Raw genomic sequence first — 4,595 nt, 5'->3', positions numbered from 1 at the left:
GGGGGGGAGCCGGATCCGGTGATCTACATGGAACCCAAGCGCATCTACCGGCAGTACAAGGAAGTGGTCGCCGACGATGGCGAGGCGCTGCCGCTGGACGTGTGCTTCGTGCTGCGCGACGGCACCGACGTGACCCTGGTCGCCTGGGGCGCGCAGGTCAAGGAAGCGCTGGAGGCCGCCGACCGCCTCGCCGCCGACGGCATCAGCGCCGAAGTGATCGACGTGGCCACGCTGCGCCCGCTGGACTTCGACACCATCGCCGAATCGGTGGCGCGCACCGGCCGCTGCGTGATCGTGCAGGAGGCTCCGCGCAGCGCCGGCTTCGGCGCCGAGATCGCCGCGCGCCTGGCCGAGCAGTCGATGTACGACCTGGTCGCGCCGGTGCAGCGCGTGACCGGCTACGACACCCACATCCCGCTGTTCCGGCTGGAAATGAAGTACCTGCCGAGCACCGACAAGATCGTCGCCGCGGCCAAGCGGGCGATGGCCGCGGGTTGATATGCAGGCACGTTTGATCAGCGATTACCGCGCCGCCTATCCGCATCCGATCCGCATCGCCGCCGGCGAGCGGGTCGCGCTGGGCGTGCGCGACGAAGAGTGGCCGGCGTTCGTCTGGATCACCGGCACCGCCGGCAGCGCCGGCTGGGCGCCGCTGGCCTGGCTGCAGCCGACCGGCGACGGCCATGCCGTGGCGATGCGCGACTACGACGCGCGCGAACTCGATGCCGCGCAGGGCGACACCGTCGTCCTGCATCACGAATACGGCGACTGGTGGTGGGCCGAGCGCGCCGACGGCACGCAGGGCTGGCTGCCGGCACGCGACCTGGAACTGCTGGAAGAGACCACATGAGCCAAACCAAGAATTTCAATCTGCCCGACCTGGGCGAAGGCCTGCCCGACGCCACCATCGTCGAGTGGTTCGTCAAGGAAGGCGACACCATTCGGCTGGACGAGCCGCTGGTGTCGATGGAAACCGCCAAGGCGGTGGTCGAAGTGCCCTCGCCGGTCTCCGGCAAGGTGCTGAAGCTGGCCGGCGCGCCGGGCGACATCGTCGTGACCGGCAGCATGCTGGCGCAGTTCGCGCCCGACCCGAACCTGCCGCAGCGCGCCGAAGGCCAGGACACCGGCCATCACCATGGCGGCGCGGCACCAGCCGCGTCCGGCAAGGGTGCCGGCGCGGACACCGCTGCGGCCGATGACCGCGTGGTCGCCTCCGACGACGGCGGCGAACTGCACGACGCCGACAACGCGCAGGCCGCGGGCGAGCGCGACGATGCCGGCACCGTGGTCGGGGCGATGCAGAGTTCCAACACCGTGCACAGCGAGCAGGCCGTGTCGGTCGGCGGCGTACGCGCGATGCCGGCGGTACGCGCCCTGGCCAAGAAGCTGGGCGTGGACCTGGGCCGCGTGCGTGCCAGCGGCGCCGACGGCGCAGTCACCCTGGCCGACGTCAAGCAGGCTGCGGCCGATGGTTCGGCGAAAGCCGGCGCCGCTGCAGGAACGGCTTCGGCCGCGACTGCACGGAGCCCTGCCGTCGCGGCTGAAGCCGCTCCTGCGCCGGCCCGCACACCCCAAGCCGCTCCTGCGCGCACGCCGCTCTCCGCCGCCGGCAAGCCGATGCGCACGCAGCCGCCAGGCGTGGCCATGCAGGGCCAGCCCGAGCCGCTGAAGGGCGTGCGCCGCAACATGGCGCGGGTGATGGCCGAGGCGCAGCGCCAGGTGGTGCTGACCACGCTCAACGACGATGCCGACCTGCACGCATGGACGCCGGGCAACGACACCACCGGGCGCCTGGTGCGCGCGATCGTCGCCGCCTGCCAGGCGGTGCCGGCGCTCAACGCCTGGTTCGACGGCGAGGCGCTGACCCGCACCCTGCACGCGCACGTGGACATCGGCATCGCCGTGGACACCGACGACGGCCTGTTCGTGCCGGCCCTGCGCAACGCCGACATGCTCGATGCGCGCGGCGTGCGCGAAGGCATCAACCGCCTGCGCCAGCAGGTGGAGGCGCGCAGCATCCCGGCCTCGGAGCTGAGCGGCTACACCATCTCGCTGTCCAACTTCGGCATGTTCGCCGGCCGCTACGCCACCCCGATCGTGGTGCCGCCGTGCGTGGCCATCGTCGCCGCCGGCCGTGCGCGCCATCAACTGGTGCCGGTCATGGGCGGCGTGGAAACGCACAAGATCCTGCCGCTGTCGCTGAGCTTCGACCACCGCGCCTGCACCGGCGGCGAAGCGGCGCGCTTCCTGCGCGCGATGATCGACGACCTGGCGCTGCCGGGCTGAGCGCCGGCCGTCTTGCAGATCGGCCGACCTGCCTGACGCCAGACGGTGCATCTGCTGCGCAGACGCAGTAGATGCACCGCCATGGTGGTATGCCCCCCAATTGTGGGAGGGACTTCAGTCCCGACGCGACGAACTAAAAGCACCGCGATTGAGGCCGTTCTGCATTGGATGCCTCAGCGGCGACATAGAGGGGCGCGTGTTCTCTACGGTCCTCTACACACTTCGGGATGCTCTCCCGAGCGATTCCAGCACAGCGCGTCGGGGCTGAAGCCCCTCCCACAGTGCAGGGACCAAGTGCTACCGGCGGTCCGGCATTGGTGCTGCGATCGCTTCGCATGCATTCGGTGCACATCCGCCGACCTGCAGGCACCGTGATGGCGAACCACCTTGGCGCGATTGCGCATCACACGTCGCAGCTACGGCGATACGGCATCTGCTCGATGCAAAAACCCTGAACGCAACCTGTCTACCACGCGACGCGACGCCGCCGTTATGGTCGCTGCACAGGGGGAGGCACTGCGCCGATCGGCCGCACTGCCCTGAACGTCATGCCACGCATCGCGCCACGGCCGCTCCGCTGCCGCGACGGCGCGCCCTTCCTTCTTGCGTTCGAGGATTCCGCTCATGACTCTGCCACGTCATCATCGTCCGTCGGTGCTGCTGCCCTCCCTGCTGCTCGCGCTCGCCGCCACCTCCGCCAGCGCCGCGCAACGCGTGGATCTTCACGCCAAGAATCCGGACACGCTCGGCACCCAGTACCGCAGCGCCGCCGCGCGCGTGGGCGGCATCCCGGTCGCACCCGCGGTCCGCCATGCCGAACTGATCGGGCTGGACGCCGAGTCCGCGCTGACCCTGCTCGGCAGCAGCGAAGATGCCGACGGCACCGTGCACCGCCGCTACCAGCAGACTTTCCGCGGCATTCCGGTGTGGGGCGAGCAGGTGATCGTCAGCGAGCGCGCCGACGGCAGCGTGCGCAGCCTGTTCGGCCGCTCGGTGGCCGGGCTGGCCAGCGAGTTGCCGGCGACTGCCGCCAATGCGCCCAGCGCCACGCTGACGGCCGACCGTGCGTTGCTGCTGGCCCAGCGCGTCGCGCTGGGCGCGGCCCAGGCCGAGCGCCGCATCGAACGCGCGCAGGCGCCGCAGATGATCTATCTCGACGACAGCGACCGCGCGCACCTGGCCTACGTGGTGTCGTTCTTCGCCGATGCGCCGAACGGCGGCGCGCCGAGCCGGCCGTTCGTGATCGTGGATGCGCGCAGCGGCGCCATCCTCAAGCAGTGGGACGCGCTGACCACGCGCGACGCCACCGGCCCGGGCGGCAACGCCAAGACCGGCCAGTACGAGTACGGCAGCGACAGCATCCACGGCTTCCTGGAGGTGGACGACAACTGCCGCATGCAGAACAGCAACGTCAAGTCGGTGAACCTCAACGGCGGCAGCTCCGGCACCACCGCGTACCAGTTCACCTGCCCGCGCAACACCTACAAGGCCATCAACGGCGCCTACTCGCCGATCAACGACGCGCACTACTTCGGCGGCGTGATCGAGAAGATGTACCGCAGCTACGTCGGCGTGGCGCCGCTGACCTTCCAGCTGGTGATGCGCGTGCATTACGGCACGCGCTACGAGAACGCATTCTGGAACGGTTCGACGATGAACTTCGGCGACGGCAACACGCGCTTCTATCCGCTGGTGAGCGCCGACGTCGCCGGCCACGAGGTTTCGCACGGCTTCACCGAGCAGCATTCCAACCTCACCTATTCCGGCCAGTCCGGCGGCATCAACGAGGCGTTCTCGGACATGGCCGGCGAGGCCACCGAGTACTACCTCAAGGGCACGAACGACTTCAAGGTCGGCACCGAGATCTTCAAGGCCAACGGTGCGCTGCGCTACATGGCCAACCCGACGCAGGACGGCAGCTCGATCGACAACGCCGCCAACTACCGCAGCGGCCTGGACGTGCATTACTCCTCGGGCGTCTACAACAAGGCGTTCTACACCCTGGCCACCACCTCCGGCTGGAACACGCGCAGCGCGTTCGAGGTATTCGCCCGCGCCAACCAGCTGTACTGGACGCCCAGCACCAGCTTCAACAGCGGCGCCTGCGGCGTGCAGACCGCCGCGAGCGACCTGAGCCGCTCGGTGACCGCGGTGCGCAATGCCTTCGCCGCCGTTGGCGTGAGTTGCCCGCAGTAAGGCCTGCACGGACGCGCACGGCCATCCGCGTGGATGGCCGTGCGTTGCAGTTCGGGATTGGGGATTGGGGATTGGCAACAGCTGCTCTCGCCGATTGTCGCGTAGGAGCGGCG

At 69.6% G+C, this 4,595-nt stretch carries 4 protein-coding genes; all 4 read left to right on the top strand.

What is annotated here, in order from left to right; all coding sequences use genetic code 11:
• On the top strand, positions 1-498 hold a 498-nt coding region (locus D180_RS18855; protein WP_043091348.1), incomplete at its 5' end, for a transketolase C-terminal domain-containing protein.
• 1 nt (position 499) lies between these two features.
• The gene (locus tag D180_RS18850; protein ID WP_017910228.1) at positions 500-850 is read left to right on the top strand and encodes an SH3 domain-containing protein; all 351 of its coding nucleotides are present in this window, start codon (positions 500-502) and stop codon (positions 848-850) included.
• Complete coding sequence (locus D180_RS18845) at positions 847-2,286, top strand: dihydrolipoamide acetyltransferase family protein (protein WP_017914008.1); 1,440 nt, start codon at positions 847-849, stop codon at positions 2,284-2,286. The genes D180_RS18850 and D180_RS18845 overlap by 4 nt, the downstream gene beginning before the upstream one ends.
• Before the next feature lie 624 nt (positions 2,287-2,910).
• Positions 2,911-4,482 carry a M4 family metallopeptidase gene (locus D180_RS18840; RefSeq protein ID WP_043091347.1) on the top strand — a complete coding sequence of 524 codons (1,572 nt, stop codon included), beginning with the start codon at positions 2,911-2,913 and terminating at the stop codon, positions 4,480-4,482.
• The last annotated feature ends 113 nt before the right edge of the window (positions 4,483-4,595 follow it).

Source organism: Xanthomonas sp. SHU 166, from assembly GCF_000364685.1.
Classification (GTDB): Bacteria; Pseudomonadota; Gammaproteobacteria; order Xanthomonadales; family Xanthomonadaceae; genus Xanthomonas_A; species Xanthomonas_A sontii.
This window is presented reverse-complemented; position numbering and strand designations above follow the sequence as displayed.

Coding starts and splice junctions, on each gene's coding strand:
- D180_RS18850 (WP_017910228.1), top strand. CDS start 500: ATGCAGGCACGTTTGATCAGCGATTACCGCGCCGCCTATCCGCATCCG.
- D180_RS18845 (WP_017914008.1), top strand. CDS start 847: ATGAGCCAAACCAAGAATTTCAATCTGCCCGACCTGGGCGAAGGCCTG.
- D180_RS18840 (WP_043091347.1), top strand. CDS start 2,911: ATGACTCTGCCACGTCATCATCGTCCGTCGGTGCTGCTGCCCTCCCTG.